We start from the raw sequence: 18,453 nt of genomic DNA, 5'->3' as shown, positions 1-18,453 counted from the left end.
GTTCCTTCTCTCCTCGCCCGTGGTGAGCACAGAGACACGTGAAAGGTGGCGCGCGACGACGCTGGTGGCCTCGTCGCGCCAGATCAATCTACCTTCTGCGCATATGTCAGTCTCTGCTCAGATGAGCATCCCGACACGTGCGTGACAACGGCCGACGGGGAGGCCAGCCGTGCTGACCTCCCCGTCGAGTGTTGTCCGTCGTTACTGCTTGGGGGACGAAGGCGAGGTGACCTTGATCGAGCCGTCGATGATGCCGGCCTTGATCTTGTCGAGCTCGCCCTGCAGGCCCGAGTCCACCTTCGAGGCGAAGTCGTGGAATGGCGCGATGCCGACGCCGTCGTTCTTCAGCGTGCCCACGTACGGCGTGCTGTCGAACTTGCCGTCCGCCGCCTGCTTGACGACGTCGTTGGTGGCGGGCTTCATGCCCTTCATGACCGAGGTGAGGAGGAGGTCCTTCACGCTCGGGTCCGACTCGTAGACGTCGGCGTCGACGCCGACCATGGCGATCGACTTGCCGGAGTCCTTGATCGCCTGCGCGGCCGACTGGTAGATCGGGCCGCCGACCGGCATGATCACGTCGGCGTTCTGGTCGATGATGCCCTGCGCCGTGTTCTTCGCGGTCTCGTTGGCGTCGAAGCCACCGGTGAACGAGCCGTTCTGCGCGTCGACGTCCCAACCGACGACCTTGACCGACTTGCCCTTCTGGTCGTTGAAGTACTTCACGCCGTCCGCGAAACCGTCCATGAAGATGGTGACGGTCGGGATCTGCATGCCGCCGAAGGTGCCTACGATGCCCGTCTTCGAGTAGCTCGCGGCCGCGTAGCCGGCGAGGAACGCCGCCTGGGCGGTGTCGAAGATGATCGGCTTGACGTTCTTGGCCTGGATCGAGTTGTCGTCGATGATGGCGAAGTCGACGTCGGGGTTCGACGCGGCGGCCTTCTTGGTGGCGTCGGCGAGCAGGAAGCCGACGGTCACGACGAGGTTGCAGTTCGCGTCGACCATGCTCTGGATGTTCGGAGCGAAGTCGTTCTCGCTCTTCGACTCGGCCTTCTTGTAGTCCACGCTGAGCGACTTGGCCGCCTCGGTGAGACCCTCGTAGCCGAGCTGGTTGAACGAGTGGTCGTCGAACCCGCCCGAGTCGGAGACCATGCAGGGCAGGAAGTCGCTCTTCGCGGCGCCGGTCGACGAGCTGTCGGACGGTGCAGCGGAACACGCGGCGAGCAGCGCGATGACGCCGGTCGCCGCAAGACCGACGAGGCCGGCCTTACGAGCTGTGATTGTCAAGGTTGTCCTCCAAGATGCGTGACCGGCGTGGGTGCCCGCCGGCCAGGGTATGCATTGACGTTACCGAATGTGACAGACCGCTCCGTCCGAAAATCCGGCTTCTTCATGCAAGCGTTACAAACGCGCGCGCGGTTGGCGACTGCTCATTTGAGCAGTCACCAACCGCGCGTCGAACGGACGCCCTACATCCACCCGCGCTTCTTGAACAGCACGTACAGCAGCGTGCTCAGCCCGAGCATCGCCAGGAGGGCGAGCGGGTAGCCGAGGGTCCAGCTCAGTTCGGGCATGTGTTCGAAGTTCATGCCGTAGACGCCGGCGATGAGGGACGGGGCGAAGAGGATGGCCGCCCAGGAGGAGATCTTCTTGACCTGCTCGCCCTGCTCGTGGGTGGAGAGGGCGAGGCGGGTCATCTCCTCGTTCTGGCGTTCGGAGACGAGGGTGGAGTTCACCGTGAGGATGTCTCGCAGCAGGTAGCGGAAGCCGTCGACGCGCTCGTTCACCTGGGTGAGGTGGTCCGCCACGTCGCGGAGGCGGCGTTCGAGTTCCTGGGTGACGCCGTACTTGGCGCTGCCGCGTTCGAGAGCGACCATCACCGCGGAGAGCGGATGGGTGGCGCGCTGGAAGTCGATGACCTCCCGCGACAGCTCGTAGATGCGTCGGGAGACGAGGGCGTCCCCGCCGAACACCTGGGTCTCGATCTCGTCGATGTCGTTGGCGAGACCCGCGACGACCGGGCTGTACGCGTCCACGACGGCGTCGATGATCGCGTAGAGCACCGCCTGAGGCCCGAGGGCCAGGAGGTCGGGCTCGGCCTCCATGCGGTGGCGCACGGTGGAGAGGTCGGGCGACTCGCTGTGGCGGACGGTGATCACGAAGTTCGGGCCGACGAAGAGGTGCAGCTCACCGAAGTCGACCTCCTCGGGAACGTCGAGGTAGTTCGCCGCCTTGAGCACGACGAACAAGACGGTGTCGTAGCGCTCCAGCTTGGGCCGCTGGTGGGCGACGATCGCATCCTCGATCGCCAGGGGGTGGAGGTTGAACTCCTCCGCGAGCGACATCAGCTCGCGCTCGCTCGGCCGGTAGAGACCGATCCAGGCGACGCCCCCGGGGGTGCTGTCGAGCGCGTGGTAGGTCTCGGCGAGCGTGGTCGGCGAGGCGACGCGGACGCCGTCGCGGTACACCGCGCTGTCCACCATGCTGTTGCGCGACCGGACGCCCGCCTCCACGGGCTCGGCGGAGACGACGGCACTGGGAGGGTCGGTCCTCCGCGACCGGGACACGAACGGCATCGGAATGCCGCGTCGGTTGATGTTCGCCATCGTTCACCTCCAGGGAGCGTGCGGAAGGGTGGACGGCCGCCGCGAGCGGCCACCTAACTGTACGCGCGCTGCCTGCCGACAGGCTGGACGCCGCTCCCCTCCGGCTCTGCGCAGGCGTTCAGGATGAGCCGCTCGTAGTGCCCGATCAGCTCCCCGCACAGCACGTCCCACCCGCGGCCGAGGACGGCACGGCGGCCGGCCTCCCCCATCCGGAGCCGGAGGCCGGTGTCGCGCACGATCATCGACACCGCCGCCCGCAGCGCCCGCTCGTCCCCCGGGCGGAACAAGAGGCCGTCGACGCCGTGCTCGACGAGGTCGACCGGGCCGCCCGCGCGCGGGGCGACGACGGGCAACCCGGAGGCGTGCGCCTCCTGAACGGTCTGGCCGAAGGTCTCCTCCGAGCCGGTGTGCACGAATAGGTCGAACGCGGCGTACGCCGCGGCGAGCTCCTCCCCGCCGAGGCGGCCGAGCCAGGTGACGGGGACGCCGCGCAGCTCGCGTTCGACGGTCTCGCGGGCCGGCCCGTCGCCGACGATGGCGACCGACAGGCCGGGGACGCCGCGCAGGGCGCGCAGACGCTCGACCTGCTTCTCCGGCGCGATGCGGCCGACGTAGCCGACCACCACCTCGCCATCGGGCGACAGACGCTCGCGCAGAGCGGCCGCCGCCTTCGTCCGGCGCTTGTTGGGGTGGTAGCGCTCGAGGTCGACACCGCGGCCCCACCGTCCGATGCGCGAAACACCGGCCTCCCGGAGGTCGTACTCGGAGGCCGCGGACGGCGCGAGCGTCAGATCCGCTCCCTCGTGCACCCAGCGCACGTACTTCCAGGCGATCGCCGACGTCAGGCCGAGCCCGTTGCGGCGTGCGAAGCCGGCGACATCCGTCTGGTAGATCGCGACCGACGGGACGCCTAGGCGGTTGGCGGCAGCGATGGCCTGCGCGCCCAAGAAGAAGGGAGAGGCCGCGTGCAGCACGTCGGGCGCGAAGCGGGCGAGGATGCGCTGCAGCTGCGGGCTCGGCAGCCCGACCGGGAACTGCCGGTACGCGATCGACGGGACCTGGTGGATCCGGAACCCGGCGTACTCGGCCGGCGCCCCCGCGTCCGGGCAGATGACGATCGCCTCGTGTCCCCACTCCGCGAGATGGTCCAGCACGCGGAGCACGCTGTTGGTGACCCCGTTGACCGTGGGGAGGAAGCTCTCGCTGACGACGGCTACCCGCATGGCCTTCACGGTAGGCGGCGAGGGTGGCCCCACCCTTGCACACCAGTGAACGGAGGATGTCCAGCGCCGATCGGTATCCTGTCCGGCATGACCCGCAACTCTCCACTCGACCGCTTCTACAGCGTGATCCCCGCCGGCGGCGTGGGGTCCCGGCTGTGGCCGCTGTCGCGCGCCGACGCACCCAAGTTCCTCCATGACCTGACCGGCTCGGGCCAGACGCTTCTCCGCAGCACCTGGGATCGCCTCACTCCTCTCTCCGGCGATCAGCGGATCATGGTCGTCACCGGCCGCGCGCATCGCGCCGCCGTCGAAGCGCAGCTTCCAGACCTCATCGACGCCAACGTCGTGCTCGAGAGCGAGGGAAGGGATTCGACCGCCGCCATCGGCCTCGCGGCCGCCATTCTGGAACGCCGTGAGCCCGGAGTGATCGTCGGGTCGTTCGCGGCCGACCATGTCATCCGCGATCAGACCCGCTTCCGTCAGGCCGTGCGGGAAGCCGTCCATTCCGCCGACTCCGGGTACATCACGACGATCGGGATCCAGCCAACCGAGCCGGCGGTCGGCTTCGGCTACATCCATTGCGCCGATGAGTCCGCCGAGATAGCCGGCGCCCCATCGGCACGGCTGGTCGACTCCTTCGTCGAGAAACCCGACCTCCCTACGGCGGAAATCTACGTGGCTGACGGGTCCTACCTGTGGAACGCGGGCATGTTCATCGCGCGCGCCGACCTCTTGCTCGAGGAGATCGGCCGCAACAAGCCGGAACTCCTCGCCGGCTTGCTCGCACTCGCCGCCGCCTGGGACGACCCGGCGACCCGCGGCCCCGCGGTCGACCGCATCTGGCCCGGCCTCGAGAAGATCGCGATCGACTACACCGTCGCCGAACCCGCCGCCGCCGCCGGCCGTCTGGCCGTCATTCCCGGCTACTTCGACTGGGACGATGTCGGCGATTTCGCCTCCCTCGCCAAGCTGAACTCGGGCGGACGCAAGTCCGACCTCGCCATCCTCGGCGAGAACGCGCGCGTTCTGGCCGACTCCTCGAGCGGCATCGTGGTGAGCCAGAGCAAGCGGGTCATCAGCCTGATCGGGGTGAAGGACATCGTCGTGGTCGACACCCCCGATGCCCTCCTGGTCACGACCAGCGAGCACGCCCAGCGGGTGAAGTCGGTCGTCGACGCCCTCAAGGTCACCGGCTCGACGGACGTCCTCTAGGCCGGTCGGCCGCTAGTCGACGACGGACGGGCCGCTCTGCACCTCTCCTGCGATGCGCGAGATCTCCGCGTCGTCGAGCTGGATGCCGGCGTCGCTCAGCCGCTGGCGCAGCAGCTTCTCGCTGTCCTCCCGCGGCCGCAGCTGCATGTCCGCACGTACCTGGTCGATGATCCCGGCGACCTTGGCGTCGGCACCGGCTTCGTTGCTCCCGTCCATGACGGGTTCGTCCTGAGTCATGCGGTGGAACGTACGCCGAGGAGGGGCCCGCACAAGGGATGCACAGCGCTCTCACGGACTCGGAACGTCCACCGACGATTATCTCGACGTCGAGATAACTGAGGTCACCCTAAGCAGCGGCGGGAAGGGCCGCGGCATAGACTGGACAGCGCGCTCAGCGCGCCTCACTCAGCTCCACGCAACCAGGGAGGGTTGTTCGTGCCAGACCAAGCGGCAGGGACTCTGCAGCCGACGAAGAACCGGCCGGGCGGCACGCTGTACCGCGGCCGCGAGGGCATGTGGTCGTGGGTGCTTCACCGCATCACCGGCGTCGCCATCTTCTTCTTCCTTCTCGTGCACATCCTCGACACCTCGCTCATCCGGGTCAGCCCGGAGGCGTACAACGCGGTGATCGGGACGTACAAGAACCCCATCATGGGACTCGGCGAGATCGCCCTCGTGGCGGCCATCGTCTTCCACGCCTTCAACGGCATCCGGGTCATCCTGATCGACTTCTGGAGCAAGGGCGTCAAGTACCAACGCGCGATGTTCTGGATCGTGATCGCCCTCTGGGTCGTGCTGATGGCCGGCTTCATCCCGGTGCAGCTCATCCACATCTTCGCGGAGGTGAACTGACGTGACGACCATCGAAGCACCCCGCTCCCCCGCCCGTCCGGCACGCAAGGGCGTCAACTGGGAGAAATGGGGCTGGATCTACATGCGGCTTTCGGGTCTCGTGCTGATCGTCCTGATCTTCGGGCACCTCCTGGTGAACATCGTGCTCGGCGACGGCGTCAAGCAGATCGACTTCGCCTTCGTCGCCGGCAAGTACGCCACCCCGTTCTGGCAGGTCTGGGACCTGCTCATGCTCTGGCTCGCCATGATCCACGGCGGCAACGGCATGCGCACCCTCGTCAACGACTACGCGCACAACAAGACGGTGAACCGCATCCTCCGCTGGGCGATCCTCGCCGCGGTGGTCGTGATGGTCGTGCTCGGCACCCTCGTGATCTTCACCTTCGACCCCTGCCCGGTGGGCGCCGCAGCGGACCAGCTGCCGTCCTTCTGCCCGGTCAAGTAACGGAAAAACCCACCAGTGACTACGACTGATTCTGAATCGACCGTCATCGACGGCGTCCACTACCACGAGTTCGACATCGTCATCGTCGGCGCCGGCGGTGCCGGGATGCGCGCTGCCATCGAGGCCGGCCCGCACGCGAAGACGGCCGTGATCTCGAAGCTCTACCCCACCCGCTCCCACACCGGCGCGGCGCAGGGCGGCATGGCCGCGGCGCTCGCCAACGTCGAGGAGGACAGCTGGGAGTGGCACACGTTCGACACCGTCAAGGGCGGCGACTACCTCGTCGACCAGGACGCGGCCGAGATCCTCGCCAAGGAGGCCATCGACGCGGTCATCGACCTCGAGAACATGGGCCTGCCGTTCAACCGCACGCCCGAGGGCAAGATCGATCAGCGCCGTTTCGGCGGGCACACCCGTGACCACGGCAAGGCGCCGGTCCGCCGGGCCTGCTACGCGGCCGACCGCACGGGCCACATGATCCTGCAGACGCTGTTCCAGAACTGTGTCAAGCTCGGCATCAACTTCTTCAACGAGTTCTACGTCCTCGACGTGATCATGAACGAGGTGGACGGCGTCGACCAGCCCGCGGGCGTCGTGGCCTACGAGCTCTCGACCGGGGAGCTGCACGTCTTCCACTCGAAGGCGATCATCTTCGCGACCGGCGGCTTCGGCAAGATCTTCAAGACGACGTCCAACGCCCACACCCTCACCGGTGACGGCGTCGGCATCATCTGGCGTAAGAAGCTGCCGCTGGAGGACATGGAGTTCTTCCAGTTCCACCCGACCGGTCTGGCCGGCCTGGGCATCCTCCTCACCGAGGGAGCCCGTGGCGAGGGCGCCATCCTCCGCAACGCGTCCGGCGAGCGGTTCATGGAGCGCTACGCCCCGACCATCAAGGACCTGGCTCCGCGCGACATCGTCGCCCGCTGCATGGTCCAGGAGGTCGCCGAGGGGCGTGGCGCCGGACCGCACAAGGACTATGTGCTGCTCGACTGCACGCACCTGGGCGCCGAGGTGCTGGAGACCAAGCTCCCCGACATCACCGAGTTCGCCCGCACCTACCTCGGCGTCGATCCCGTCGTGGAGCCCGTGCCGGTCATGCCGACCGCGCACTATGCGATGGGCGGGATCCCGACGAACAACAACGCCGAGGTGCTGCGCGACAACACCACGGTCGTCCCCGGACTCTACGCCGCGGGCGAGTGCGCCTGCGTGTCGGTCCACGGGTCGAACCGCCTGGGCACCAACTCGCTGCTCGACATCAACGTCTTCGGCAAGCGCGCGGGCACCAACGCCGTCGAGTACGTCAAGACCGCGACCGCCGTGCCGCTGCCCGCCGACCCGGCGGCGTTCGTCCGCGGCATGCTCGACGATCTGCGCGGCGGCACCGGCACCGAGCGGATCGCCGCGATCCGCAAGGAGCTGCAGGACGAGATGGACAAGAACGCCCAGGTGTTCCGCACCGACGAGTCGCTCGAGAAGGTGACCGGCACCATCCACCGGCTCCGCGAGCGGTACAAGAACGTGGTCGTGCAGGACAAGGGCAAGCGCTTCAACACCGACCTGCTGGAGGCCGTCGAGCTCGGCTTCCTGCTCGACCTTGCCGAGGTGGTCGTCTACTCCGCACGCAACCGCAAGGAGTCGCGCGGCGGCCACATGCGCGACGACTACCCGAAGCGCGACGACGAGAACTACATGAAGCACACGATGGCCTACCTGACCGGCGACCCGCACTCCGCCGACGCGGCGGACCACATCACGCTCGACTGGAAGCCGGTCGTCGTGACGCGCTACGAGCCCATGGAGAGGAAGTACTGATGTCGAACGCCGTACTGGAGACTCCGCCCGCTCCGGAAGCCCCGATCCAGTCGTTCACCGTGACGCTGATCATCCGTCGCTTCGACCCGGACGTGGACAGCGAGCCGCGCTGGCAAGACTTCGACGTCGAGATGTTCCCGACGGACCGCATCCTCGACGCGCTGCACAAGATCAAGTGGGAGCAGGACGGGTCGCTGACCTTCCGCCGCTCCTGCGCCCACGGCATCTGCGGGTCGGACGCCATGCGCATCAACGGCCGTAACCGGCTCGCCTGCAAGACGCTGATCAAGGACCTGGACATCTCCAAGCCGATCTACGTCGAGGCGATCAAGGGCCTGCCGCTCGAGAAGGACCTCATCGTCGACATGGAGCCGTTCTTCGCGAGCTACCGCGAGGTACAGCCGTTCCTCGTCGCGAACAGCAAGCCGGAGAAGGGCAAGGAGCGCATCCAGTCGGTCGCCGACCGCGCCCGCTTCGACGACACCACGAAGTGCATCCTCTGCGCCGCGTGCACGTCGTCCTGCCCGGTGTTCTGGACCGACGGCCAGTACTTCGGACCGGCCGCGATCGTGAACGCCCACCGGTTCATCTTCGACTCGCGCGACGACAACGCCCAGGTGCGTCTCGACATCCTCAACGACAAGGAGGGCGTCTGGCGCTGCCGCACCACCTTCAACTGCACCGACGCGTGCCCCCGCGGAATCCAGGTCACCCAGGCCATCGCCGAGGTGAAGCAGGCCATCATGCGCGGCAAGCCGTAGCATTCCGGCTACCGAGAGCGCCCTTCCGCTGCACGGCGGAGGGGCGCTCTCTTCGTGGGGGGGCGTGTTCGGACCGCGGACGGCGACATTGCTGGCCCAGCGGGATGCGAAGAGGGCGTGTCCCCCGCTAGAGTGACAAATCGTGTCCACACGGATGCACTCGAACCCGCCCACGTACCCGAGGAAACCCATGGCCTCCGCACACGATTTCTTCCTGCTCGGCGACCACGAGGCCGCCAGGCAGCTCGTCGTCTCCGCCCTCCAGTCCGAGGGATTCGTCGTCACCACGACACCCACCGGCGGTCTGCTGGCCAAGCGTGGCAGCGCCGCGTCGACCTTCTGGCTCGGCGCGTGGGCCGGCAAGAACTTCCAGGTGTCCTTCCTCGTCGACTTCATGGTCGACCAGCAGGGCCGCCTGGTCGCGCGCCTCAACCGCAACATGGCCGGAGGCGCGCTGAAGGGCGGCGCGATCGGCGCCGCCAAGACCGACGCGGCGTTCCAGGAGACCGCCAACGCGATCGCGGCCGTCCTGCACCCCGCCGGCGTGCTGGCCGACAGCGTCTCGCAGAAGTAACAGAAGCAACACCGCACCACCGCACCACCTCACCACCGACCCCGCATCCCGATCGGAGCCACCTCACCATGACCGACCAGAACCCCAACGCCTACCCGCCCGCCGCGCCGGCCGGATACACGCCCTACCCGGCGCAGAAGAGCGGCACGAACGTGTTGGCGATCATCGCCCTCGTCGGCGCGTTCATCATCCCGCTCGCCGGCGTGATCTGCGGGCACATCGCCCTCAGCCAGATCAAGCGCACGGGCGAGAGCGGCCGCGGCCTGGCTCTCGCCGGCCTCATCATCGGCTACGTCTACATCGCCCTGATCGTGCTGTTCACGATCCTCGCGATCGTGGCCGGCATCGCAGCGGCGTCGGCGGGATACTCCAGCTACTCGTACTGAGCCGGAAGCGTCAGAGCCCCGGGCACCGCATTCCACCTGCGGGGTCCGGGGCTCTTCGCGTGCCAGGGGGCACCGGGCTCAGCGCCCCGCGAGGTATGCGTCCTCTGCGGCGTAGTCGAAGTCCGACTCCTCGACCTCCGCGGCCCACGGCGGTGTCGGGCCGAAGGATGCGGCCCACTCGATCGCCGGACGCACGGTCACCGCATAGTCGCCTTCCGGCCGGTAGCCGAGCGCGGTGGCCGCGCTCAGATCGAGCCGGATGCCGGGCACGACGTCCCAGGGATGCCAGCCGGGCTCGGCCGCCTCGACCGGTACCTCCTCCCACGCGTGCCCCAGCGTCCTCGCGACGAGCCGCGCGATGTCGAGTCCGGTCGGGATGTCAGGGTCAGCGGTGTTGAGGATGCGGCTCCCCGGCAGCCCCGCGACGGCCTCGACGAGCGCCGCGGCATTCACCGCTGCCGTCGGATGGTCGAAGCCGCGTCCGCCGTGGGCCAGGAGCACGGCAGGGCGGCCGTCGAGCACACGGCGGACGAAGTGCCATTCGCGCGGCAGCGCCGCCCCGACGCCATGGACCTTGGACGCTCGCAGGACGGTCGCGGGATACCCGCTGTCGAGCAGCACGCGCTCGGCCGCCACCTTGTTGCGTCCGTAGCCCTCGCGGCTCCGGTACCGCCCGTCCCAGGCCGGCTCGAGGGTCGCCTGGCCCTCGGCGACCGGACCGCCGAAGTTCGGCCGCTCCGGCGAGTTGATGTGCCGCCCCTCCCCGTCGACGTAGACGGCCTTGCTGGAGAACATCACCGTCGACCCGACCCCGCCGAGATGCGGAAGCAGGGAGCGGGCGTCCTCCGCGGTGAAGCAGAGGGCGTCGACGAGAAGGTCGACACCCTCCCCCACGGCCGCGGCCAGCGCGTCCGGGTCCCGGCGGTCGGAGGCGCGGTGCTCCACACCGGCCTCGGCGAGCTCGGCCGGCATCCGCCGCGGGTCACGTCCGGTGACCGCCACCTCCCACCCGTGGTTCGCCAGACGGAGCGCGGTCGCACGGCCGAGCAGGCCGGTGCCGCCGAGGATCAAAGCGGAAGGCATCCCGACACCCTACCGGCTCGATATCCTGAGCCGGTGGCCAAGAAGACCCGCCCCGTGCGTGCCGCGGCGCGCCCCGATCCGTCGGTGCAGCGCGCCGAAGGGACGGTCGAGCCCGAGGAGACGCTGAAGGAGCGGTTCCTGGGTGCGACGGAGCCGATCAAGGAACGCCTCGAGAAGCCCGTCGAGCGGGTGTCGCTGGTCGCGAAGTGGGTACAGGCTCTGCGGCCGTACCGCGTCTACATCAACTATTCGCACTCGGACGGCAACCTGCGGGCCGCGGGGATGGGCTTCCAAGCCCTGTTCGCGATCTTCGCCGCAGTCTGGCTCGGCTTCTCGGTCGCGGGGCTGTGGCTGACGAGCAACCCGGACATCTACGAGGCCCTCGTCGCGCTCATCAATCGCGCCGTCCCCGGCCTGATCGCGACGCCGACATCGCAGGGGGTGGTCGACACCTCGCAGCTGGAGCAGGCGACCTCGTTCGGCTGGGCCGGGGCGATCGCCGCGGTGGGTCTGCTGTGGACGGCGATCGGCTGGCTCTACTACACGCGCCAGGCCGTGCGCGCGGTGTTCGGACTCAGCAGGGACACCACGAACTACGTCCTGCAGAAGATCCGCGACCTGTTCCTCGCCCTCGGCTTCGGCCTGGTGTTCGTCTTCTCGGCGACGTTGACGATCGTCAGCACGCAGGCGCTGACCTTCTTCCTCGACCTGATCGGCCTGCCCTCCGACTCCGTCGCGACGGGTCTCGTCACGCGCATCTCGAGCCTCATCGTGTCGGTGGCCCTCAACATCGTCACGCTGGGGGCGATGTTCCGGGTGATGGCCCGGGTGGCGATCCCCTGGCGCAACCTGTTCTTCGGCGTCCTCCTGGGCGCCTTGATCCTGGCCGGACTCAGCGTGCTCGGCGGTGTGCTCCTCGGCGGCGCGACCAAGAACCCGCTGCTGGCGACGTTCGCCGTCTTCATCGGTCTGCTGCTCTGGTTCAACCTCGTCTCACGGGTCATCCTCCTCTCCGCCTCCTGGATCGCCGTGGGGATGTTCGACCAAGGGCTCTCGCCCCGCATGGTCACGCCCGAGCAGGCGGCCGCCGAGCGCGCAGCCGCAGAACACGAGGCCCGCGTGCTCGTGGCCCGCGCGGAGCTCGCGAACGCCCGCCGGGATCTGGCCGAAGCCCGCTTCTTCCGCCGCCTCACGGCCCAGCGGAGCGTGGAGAAGGCGGAGCACCGGCTGAACGATCTACTCGACAGCGGGAGCGTCGGCCGCTCCCGCTAGGCTGGATCCATGCCCACGAAACCGCTGCGAATCGCGACGATCAACACGAACGGCGTGCGCGCCGCGTTCCGCAAGGGCATGGGCGGCTGGCTCGACACGCGCGACGTCGACATCCTCGCCATCCAGGAGGTCCGCGCCTCCACGGAAGACCTCGAACAGCTGCTCGGCTCCGACTGGGACATCGTCCACGACCCGGCCACGGCGAAGGGTCGCGCGGGCGTGGCGATCGCGAGCCGGCACCGCGCCGCCATCCACCGCGTGGAGCTCGGGTCGGCCGACTTCGACAGCGCGGGCCGCTGGCTGGAGGCCGACTACGAGGTGAACGGCACGGTCGTCACCGTGGTCAGCGCCTACGTTCACTCGGGCGAAGCCGGCACCGACAAGCAGGTCGCCAAGTACACCTTCCTCGACGCGATGGAGAAGCGTCTCCCCGAGCTGCAGAAGCACAACGAGCTCGCCGTTGTGGTGGGCGACCTCAACGTCGGCCACCGCACCCTCGACATCAAGAACTGGAAGGGCAACGTCAAGCGCGCCGGCTTCCTCCCCGAGGAGCGCGCGTACTTCGACCGCTTCGTCGGCGCCGAAGGTGAGCCGGGATACAACGATGGCGCCGGCCTCGGCTGGGTCGACGTCGGGCGCAAGGCCGCCGGCGACGTGGACGGCCCCTACACCTGGTGGTCGTGGCGCGGGCAGGCGTTCGACAATGACACCGGCTGGCGGATCGACTACCAGCTGGCCACCCCTGCCCTCGCGGCGCGGGTGAAGGACTACGCGGTGGACCGTGCGGCCGCCTACGACGAGCGATGGTCGGACCACACGCCTGTGGTCGTCGACTACGCCATCTGAAGCATCCGCATCCATCGATTCGAAAGCACGGACATGACCTCTCTCCCCCGCCTCTACTCGGGCATGCAGCCCTCAGCGGACTCCCTGCACCTCGGCAACTACATCGGCGCGCTCCTGCAGTGGAAAGACCTGCAGAGCACGCACGACGCGTTCTTCTCGGTCGTCGACATGCACGCGATCACGGTCGCGCAAGATCCGGCCGAGCTCCGCGAGAAGACACGCCGCACCGCGGCGCAGTACATCGCCGCGGGCATCGACCCCTCCGCCTCCACCCTCTACGTGCAGTCCCACGTCGCCGCCCACGCGCAGCTGCAGTGGGTGCTCGCCACCCTCACCGGCTACGGCGAGGCGGCGCGCATGACGCAGTTCAAGGACAAGTCGGCCAAGCAGGGCACGGAGGCCACCTCCGTCGGCCTCTTCACGTATCCCGTGCTGATGGCCGCCGACATCCTCCTCTACGACGCCCAGGTGGTGCCGGTCGGCGACGACCAGCGTCAGCACGTCGAGCTGACGCGCGACCTCGCCGAACGGTTCAACAGCCGCTTCGGCGAGACGTTCGTCGTTCCGCAGACGCTCACTCTCTCGGAGAGCGCGCGCATCTACGACCTGCAGAACCCGTCGTCGAAGATGTCCAAGTCCGCCGACTCCGGCGCGGGCATCGTGTGGCTGCTCGACGAACCGGACGTCACCCGCAAGAAGATCATGCGGGCCGTGACCGACACCGACGGCGTCGTCTCGTTCGACCGCGAGGGCAAGCCGGGCATCTCCAACCTGCTCAGCATCTACGGCGCCCTCAGCGGCCGCTCCATCGAGTCGATCGAGCTGGAGTACGAGGGCGCGGGTTACGGCGACTTCAAGAAGGGCCTCGCGGAGGTCGTGATCGGCACGCTCGGCCCGGTGCGGGAGCGTGCGCTCGAGCTGCTGTCCGATCCGGCGGAGCTCGACCGCATCCTCGCCCACAACGCCGCACGCGCCGACGAGGTCGCCGAGGCGACGCTGGCCAAGGTGTACGACCGCGTCGGCTTCCTGCGACGGGTCCGCTGATGACCACGCCGCCCGCCACGCCCGTGGTTCTCACGGGCGCGCGGGTGGTGCTCGCCGCCCCCGTGGAGGCCGATGTCGACCGCATCGCCGAGCTGTGCGTCGACCCGGCCGTCGCCGAATGGACGACGGTGCCGTCACCGTACACGCGTGAGCACGCCGTCGGGTTCGTGACCGGGACGGTGGCGGACGGCTGGATCACCGGGCGTTCCTGCACCTGGGGCATCCGCGTCGACGGCCTGCTCGTCGGGATGATCGGGCTCGACGGGATCGCGGACGCCGCCGCCGAGATCGGATTCTGGCTGGCTCCCGCGGCGCGCGGGCACGGCATCATGACCGAGGCCGTGGGGCTCGTCCTCGACTTCGCCTTCGCCGCGGCGCCCGACGGGGTGGGGCTGGAGCGCGTCGTCTGGCACGCCTACGCCGGCAACCATGCCAGCGCCGCCGTCGCCCGTCGAGCCGGTTTCGTCTTCGAGGGCGTCAGCCGACGGGGAGCCGTCCAGCGCGGCCGCCGACGCGACGACTGGCAGGCCGGCCTGCTCGCCGACGATCCGCGGACCCCGGCCGACGGCTGGCCTGCGGAGACGTGGGGGTGAACCCTCCCGAGCTGGTCCTCTTCGACCTCGACGACACCCTCTTCGCACACCGGGCGGCCGTGGAGGCGGGCATCCTTCGCTACACCGCCTCGCTGGGCGAACCGTACGGACGGTTGGACGCGGCCGCTGGCACGACCTGGAGGAGGAGCACTACCACTCCTATCTCGCCGGGCGCCTCGACTTCGAGGGCCAGCGGCAGGCCCGGGCGCGCGACTTCGCCGCCCATCACGGGGTGACGCTGAGCCCCGGGGAGGCACGTGCCTGGTTCGCCGCGTACTTCGAGCACTACGTCGCGGCATGGACCCTCCACGACGATGCCGTGCCCTGTCTGGACGTGCTGGAGGCCGAGCTGCCGGGCGTGGGCTTCGGCCTCATCACGAACGGCGACCTCTCCTTCCAGCGACGCAAAGTGGAGGCCGTCGGACTCGATCGTCGCATCCCGCTGCTGGTCGCCTCCGGCGAGGTCGGCGTGGCCAAGCCGGACCCGCAGATCTTCCACCACGCCTGCGCGCGTGCGGGCGTCACGCCCGAGCGCGCCGTCTACGTCGGCGACCGCCTCCGCACCGACGCGATCGGTGCCGCGGCAGCCGGGCTGACCGGTGTGTGGCTGGATCGCCGCGGGCAGACCCCTGCGCCCGAGGACGCCGCGGATGCCAACGCGCTCGGTGTGCGTCGCATCACCGGACTCGACGAGCTCGCGGGCGTGCTCGTCGGCTGACCCGGCTCAGTTGCCCTTCGTACAGGTCTGCTCGGCCGCGGTCTGACCCGTGACGTTCGACGGCAGTGCGACGGCCGTGGAGGTCGGCGCGGGGGTGCCCGGGTCCGTCGGAGCCGCCGTGGAGCCTCCCGGAGCGGTCGTCGCCGCGGGAGTGGACGTCGGAGACGGACTCGCGGCGGACGTCGCCGGCGCAGCCTCCGTCGCGGATCCCGTCGTCCCCGTCAGCTGGACGGGTGTGTCCGACGCGAGGGCCTGCTGGAGCGCAGCGACGCCGGTCGGCTCCGGGACGACACGGTTGTCGTTGTCCGGGTCCGTCATCGACGGGTACTGCAGGAACACGAAGTCGGAGAGGGGAACGTTCTTCAGTGCCAGGGCGATCGACACGAGCGTCGTCGGAGAATCGAGCGAGTCGGAGAGCTGGATGTTCGAGGTCGCGGCCTTCGCGAGCCCGTAGAGCGTGATGGGGTTGCTCAGCACACCCGCGCTGGTCGCCTTGCGCAGCAGGGCGGACAGGAACAGCTGCTGGTCGCTGATGCGGCCGAGGTCGCTGCCGTCGCCGACCCCGTGCCTGCTGCGGACGAACGCCAGCGCCTGCGCGCCCACCAAGGTCTGCTCCCCCGCCGGCAGGTCGAGGCCTACGTACGGGTCCGTCACGGCCGACGCGAGGCACACCGTCACACCGCCCACGGCGTTGGACATCGCGATCACCCCGTCGAAGGAGATCTCCGCGGCGTAGGGGATGGTGAGACCGGTGAGCGCCTCGGCGGTGAGCACGGTGCACGACAGTCCGCCGATCGACAGCGTGGTGTTGAACTGCGCACTCGATTCCGCCGAGCTGGGCCCGTTCGGCGTCGGGCAGGACGGGATCGGCGCCATGAGGTCGCGCGGGATGCTGATGACGGTCGCGTGCTGGTGGTCGGCCGACAGGTGGAGCACCATCGTCACATCGTTGTTGCCGGCGCCCGAGCTGCCCGCCAGCTCGTCGGCGGTCGAGAACGCCCCGCCCTGGCCGGTGCGCGTGTCCGTGCCCGCCAGGAGGATGTTGACCGCGCCGGACTCCGCCCCGACCGTCGGCGGTGTGATCGTCGTGCCGGACGCCGATACGAGGTGGATGGACGGCTTCAGCGAGTGGATGGTGTCGTTGACGGCGTAGGCGGTGACCGCGCCGACCGACACCACGGCGACGGCGACCACGGCCGACAGGAGCCGGACGATCGGCCCGCGAGCCGACCGGACACGCAGGCGGCCGTGCCGCACGGCGACGTTGGTCGAGGAATGTCTCACACGAGGACGTTAGACGCCTGACCTGCGCACGGGCTTGCGGCCCGATGAGGAAATCGAGAGGCGCGGCTGGGTGACCACGGAGGCGGGGTGCCGCCGGGAAGACGGAAGCGCCGCCCGGCGGACCGGGCGGCGCCTCTCGTGCTCACGGGCGATCAGGCGTTCTGGACGTCCTCGTCGACCCAGTCGAAGGTCTTGGTGACGGCCTTCTTCCAGAGGCGGAGCTGGCGGTCGCGCTCGGCGGCATCCATCTTCGGCTCCCAGCGGGAATCCTCCTGCCAGTTCTTGCGCAGGTCGTCCAGGTCGGACCAGAACCCGACCGCGAGGCCCGCGGCGTACGCGGCACCGAGCGCGGTGGTCTCGGCGACCACCGGGCGGACGACCGGGACACCCAGAATGTCGGCCTGGAACTGCATGAGGGTGTTGTTGGCGATCATGCCGCCGTCGACCTTCAGCTCCGTGAGGTCGACGCCGGAGTCGGCGTTGACCGCGTCCAGCACCTCGCGGGTCTGGAAGGCGGTGGCCTCCAGCGCGGCACGGGCGATGTGGCCCTTGTTCACGTAGCGGGTCAGGCCGACGAGGGCTCCCCGCGCGTCCGCACGCCAGTACGGCGCGAAGAGGCCCGAGAAGGCGGGCACGAAGTACGCGCCGCCGTTGTCCTCGACCGTCTTTGCGAGCTCCTCGATCTCCGGGGCGCTCGAGATGATCCCCAGGTTGTCGCGCAGCCACTGCACGAGCGAACCGGTGACCGCGATCGAGCCCTCCAGCGCGTAGTGCGGCTTCTCGTCGCCCAGCTTGTAGCCGAGCGTCGTCAGGAGGCCGTTCTTCGAGTGGACGATCTCCTCACCCGTGTTGAAGATGAGGAAGTTGCCGGTGCCGTACGTGTTCTTCGACTCGCCCGGATCGAACGCCGCCTGGCCGAAGGTCGCGGCCTGCTGGTCGCCAAGGATGCCCGCGACGGGGACCTCACGGAGCAGGCTCGACGGCTCCACCGTGCCGTAGATCTCGGAGGAGCTCTTGATCTCCGGGAGCATCGACTTGGGCACGTTGAACGCCTCGAGGATGTCGTCGCGCCAGCTGAGGGTCTCGAGGTCCATGAACAGGGTGCGGGAGGCGTTGGTGACGTCCGTCGCGTGCACGCCGCCGTCGACGCCGCCGGTCAGGTTCCAGAGGACCCAGGTGTCGGTGGTGCCGAAGAGCAGGTCGCCGCGCTCGGCGCGCTCGCGGGCGCCCTCCACGTTCTCGAGGATCCAGACGATCTTGGTGCCGGAGAAGTAGGTCGCCAGCGGGAGGCCGACGATCGGCTTGAAGCGCTCGACGCCGCCGTCGGCCGCGAGGCGGTCGACGATGGGCTGGGTGCGGGTGTCCTGCCAGACGATGGCGTTGTAGACCGGCTCGCCGGTGTTCTTGTCCCAGACCACCGCGGTCTCGCGCTGGTTGGTGATGCCCACGGCGGCGATGTCGTGGCGGGTCAGGTCGGCTTTCGAGAGCGCCTGGCCGATGACCTCGCGGGTGTTGTTCCAGATCTCGACCGGGTTGTGCTCGACCCATCCCGCCTTCGGGAAGATCTGCTCGTGCTCGAGCTGGCCGGTCGACACGATCGACCCGGACTTGTCGAAGATGATGGCGCGGGTGCTGGTCGTGCCCTGGTCGATAGCGACGACGTAGTCGGCCATAGGTAACTCCTTTGTTCTTTGGGGAGGGGTGGTGCTGCGAAGAAGGGGGCCGACCCGGAGTCCGGG

19 protein-coding genes are annotated in these 18,453 nt (G+C 68.9%); 12 read left to right on the top strand and 7 right to left on the bottom strand.

Annotated elements, in window-relative coordinates:
- Positions 1 to 201: 201 nt before the first annotated feature.
- From LLS1_RS19085 to LLS1_RS19075, 3 genes are all read right to left on the bottom strand, one after another.
- Positions 202 to 1,284, bottom strand: coding sequence for a BMP family protein (locus tag LLS1_RS19085; RefSeq protein ID WP_226658026.1), 1,083 nt, complete (start codon positions 1,282 to 1,284; stop codon positions 202 to 204).
- A 182-nt stretch (positions 1,285 to 1,466) separates the two neighbouring features.
- Entirely contained in the window at positions 1,467 to 2,603 is a 1,137-nt protein-coding gene (locus LLS1_RS19080) for a magnesium and cobalt transport protein CorA (protein WP_226658024.1), read from the bottom strand.
- Positions 2,604 to 2,656: 53 nt separating this feature from the next.
- Positions 2,657 to 3,826, bottom strand: coding sequence for a glycosyltransferase family 1 protein (locus LLS1_RS19075; protein ID WP_226658022.1), 1,170 nt, complete (start codon positions 3,824 to 3,826; stop codon positions 2,657 to 2,659).
- An 87-nt stretch (positions 3,827 to 3,913) separates the two neighbouring features.
- Between LLS1_RS19075 and LLS1_RS19070 the strand changes: the two genes are divergently transcribed.
- A complete protein-coding gene (locus LLS1_RS19070) occupies positions 3,914 to 5,038 on the top strand; it encodes a mannose-1-phosphate guanylyltransferase (protein ID WP_226658020.1) in 1,125 nt (374 codons plus the stop codon).
- Between the two features lie 12 nt (positions 5,039 to 5,050).
- Here LLS1_RS19070 and LLS1_RS19065 read toward each other — a convergent pair whose 3' ends face one another.
- Positions 5,051 to 5,275 (bottom strand): hypothetical protein, encoded by a 225-nt coding sequence (locus tag LLS1_RS19065; protein WP_226658019.1) that lies wholly within the window; start codon positions 5,273 to 5,275, stop codon positions 5,051 to 5,053.
- Between the two features lie 276 nt (positions 5,276 to 5,551).
- On the opposite strand from LLS1_RS19065, the gene sdhC reads away from it, so the two are divergent.
- The 6 genes from sdhC (at position 5,552) to LLS1_RS19035 (ending at position 9,874) form a co-directional block, all read left to right on the top strand.
- Entirely contained in the window at positions 5,552 to 5,890 is a 339-nt protein-coding gene (gene sdhC / locus LLS1_RS19060) for a succinate dehydrogenase, cytochrome b556 subunit (protein WP_374758292.1), read from the top strand.
- Position 5,891: 1 nt separating this feature from the next.
- Positions 5,892 to 6,335: a succinate dehydrogenase hydrophobic membrane anchor subunit gene (locus LLS1_RS19055; protein WP_223359985.1), complete on the top strand. Its 444-nt coding sequence runs from the start codon at positions 5,892 to 5,894 to the stop codon at positions 6,333 to 6,335.
- A 15-nt stretch (positions 6,336 to 6,350) separates the two neighbouring features.
- Complete coding sequence (sdhA, locus tag LLS1_RS19050) at positions 6,351 to 8,153, top strand: succinate dehydrogenase flavoprotein subunit (protein WP_226658017.1); 1,803 nt, start codon at positions 6,351 to 6,353, stop codon at positions 8,151 to 8,153.
- Positions 8,153 to 8,914, top strand: a complete 762-nt coding sequence (locus tag LLS1_RS19045) for a succinate dehydrogenase iron-sulfur subunit (protein WP_223359983.1) — start codon at positions 8,153 to 8,155, stop codon at positions 8,912 to 8,914. Before sdhA ends, LLS1_RS19045 begins: the two co-directional genes overlap by 1 nt.
- A gap of 190 nt (positions 8,915 to 9,104) precedes the next feature.
- Positions 9,105 to 9,488 (top strand): hypothetical protein, encoded by a 384-nt coding sequence (locus tag LLS1_RS19040; protein ID WP_226658015.1) that lies wholly within the window; start codon positions 9,105 to 9,107, stop codon positions 9,486 to 9,488.
- Positions 9,489 to 9,556: 68 nt separating this feature from the next.
- Positions 9,557 to 9,874 (top strand): DUF4190 domain-containing protein, encoded by a 318-nt coding sequence (locus tag LLS1_RS19035; protein ID WP_223359981.1) that lies wholly within the window; start codon positions 9,557 to 9,559, stop codon positions 9,872 to 9,874.
- A 78-nt stretch (positions 9,875 to 9,952) separates the two neighbouring features.
- Here the strand turns inward: LLS1_RS19035 and LLS1_RS19030 are convergent, their stop codons facing one another.
- Positions 9,953 to 10,957 (bottom strand): NAD-dependent epimerase/dehydratase family protein, encoded by a 1,005-nt coding sequence (locus tag LLS1_RS19030; RefSeq protein WP_226658013.1) that lies wholly within the window; start codon positions 10,955 to 10,957, stop codon positions 9,953 to 9,955.
- A 33-nt stretch (positions 10,958 to 10,990) separates the two neighbouring features.
- On the opposite strand from LLS1_RS19030, the gene LLS1_RS19025 reads away from it, so the two are divergent.
- Genes LLS1_RS19025 through LLS1_RS19005 form a run of 5 tightly spaced genes read left to right on the top strand, consistent with a single transcriptional unit; the run spans position 10,991 to position 15,430 of the window.
- A complete protein-coding gene (locus tag LLS1_RS19025; protein WP_226658011.1) occupies positions 10,991 to 12,229 on the top strand; it encodes a YihY/virulence factor BrkB family protein in 1,239 nt (412 codons plus the stop codon).
- A gap of 9 nt (positions 12,230 to 12,238) precedes the next feature.
- Positions 12,239 to 13,075: an exodeoxyribonuclease III gene (locus LLS1_RS19020; RefSeq protein ID WP_223359978.1), complete on the top strand. Its 837-nt coding sequence runs from the start codon at positions 12,239 to 12,241 to the stop codon at positions 13,073 to 13,075.
- Positions 13,076 to 13,108: 33 nt separating this feature from the next.
- Positions 13,109 to 14,119: a tryptophan--tRNA ligase gene (trpS, locus tag LLS1_RS19015; RefSeq protein ID WP_223359977.1), complete on the top strand. Its 1,011-nt coding sequence runs from the start codon at positions 13,109 to 13,111 to the stop codon at positions 14,117 to 14,119.
- Positions 14,119 to 14,712 (top strand): GNAT family N-acetyltransferase, encoded by a 594-nt coding sequence (locus LLS1_RS19010; RefSeq protein WP_226658010.1) that lies wholly within the window; start codon positions 14,119 to 14,121, stop codon positions 14,710 to 14,712. Before trpS ends, LLS1_RS19010 begins: the two co-directional genes overlap by 1 nt.
- Entirely contained in the window at positions 14,666 to 15,430 is a 765-nt protein-coding gene (locus LLS1_RS19005) for an HAD family hydrolase (protein WP_226658053.1), read from the top strand. The genes LLS1_RS19010 and LLS1_RS19005 overlap by 47 nt, the downstream gene beginning before the upstream one ends.
- Before the next feature lie 6 nt (positions 15,431 to 15,436).
- On the opposite strand, the gene LLS1_RS19000 is transcribed toward LLS1_RS19005, so the two are convergent.
- Positions 15,437 to 16,714: an LCP family protein gene (locus LLS1_RS19000; RefSeq protein WP_226658008.1), complete on the bottom strand. Its 1,278-nt coding sequence runs from the start codon at positions 16,712 to 16,714 to the stop codon at positions 15,437 to 15,439.
- 152 nt (positions 16,715 to 16,866) lie between these two features.
- Entirely contained in the window at positions 16,867 to 18,387 is a 1,521-nt protein-coding gene (glpK, locus tag LLS1_RS18995) for a glycerol kinase GlpK (protein ID WP_223359973.1), read from the bottom strand.
- Positions 18,388 to 18,453: the final 66 nt, after the last annotated feature.

It is taken from the genome of Leifsonia sp. LS1 (assembly GCF_020521355.1).
Taxonomy (GTDB): Bacteria; Actinomycetota; Actinomycetes; order Actinomycetales; family Microbacteriaceae; genus Leifsonia.
Note: the sequence above shows the minus strand (reverse complement) of the source record. Positions and strands in the feature narration are given on the sequence as shown.